1 protein-coding gene is annotated in these 1019 nt (G+C 73.3%); it reads right to left on the minus strand.

Annotated elements, in window-relative coordinates; genetic code table 11:
- Positions 1-808 (minus strand): RNA polymerase sigma factor SigJ (gene sigJ, locus JHN63_RS51365; protein ID WP_234478968.1); only part of this gene is annotated, 808 nt, incomplete at its 3' end.
- Positions 809-1019: the final 211 nt, after the last annotated feature.

Here is a 1019-nt window from a genome sequence, read left to right on the forward strand (position 1 = left end):
CCCCCACCCCCACCGCGAGCACGGCGAACGTGGTCCCCCCGATCCGCACCGCCACCCCGGGCGTCCCGTTGACGTCGTCCTCGACGAGTTCCACCTCGGGTTCCCGTCGCATGAGGCCGAGGAAGAGGCGGGCCACCTTGTCGCGGCCGACGACCGGACGCAGCGCCGCCCGCACCTTGCCGCCGCCGTCGCTGCGCGACTCGACCGCGGGGTCGAGGAGGGCGACCAGCGCGTCGAGGTCACCGGTCTCGCAGGCCTCGCGGAACGCGGAGACGACCCGTCCGTGTTCCTCCGCCGTACTGCTGCCGGGCGGGCGCCGGGCCAGGCGCCCGCGTGCGGAGGAGGCGAGTTGGCGGCAGGCCGCGGGCGTACGGCCCACCGTCTCGGCGATCTCGGTGAACGGCAACCCGAACACGTCGTGCAGGACGAAGGCGACCCGCTCGGCGGGAGTTATCGAGTCGAGCAGCACCAGCATCCCCATGCTGACCGACTCGTCGAGGGTGATCCGGTCGGCGGGATCGTCCGCGCCCGCACCCCCCGTACTGGTCCACCCGGCCCCGTGCCGCACCGGCTCCGGCAGCCACTCCCCGGTGTACCGCTCCCGCCGCGCCCGCGCCGAGCCCAACTGGTCGAGGCAGATCCGCGAGGCGACCCGGGTCAGCCACGCCATCGGCACGTCGATCGCCCGCTGCTCCTCCTCGGACAGCGCGTACCAACGGGCGTACGTCTCCTGTACGACATCCTCGGCGTCCTGCACCGAACCGAGCATCCGGTACCCGAGGTCGAGCAGCCGCCGACGCTCGGCCATGAGCGAACCGAGGGTCGAGCCGAGGGCGGGATCCCGACCCAGACCATGTGGTGACGGTGATGAATCGGACACGGCGGTCTCACCCTCCCTGAGCAAGCCGGCGCCCCCGCGCGACCTGCTCCGCGAGCCACGCATCGAAGGTCTGGTCACCCCGCACCCCAGGGGCTTCGGCGACCGGCAACTGCCCGTCCCCCGTCATCGCCGCCCCCAC

It is taken from the genome of Streptomyces sp. MBT65 (assembly GCF_016612545.1).
Lineage (GTDB): Bacteria > Actinomycetota > Actinomycetes > Streptomycetales > Streptomycetaceae > Streptomyces.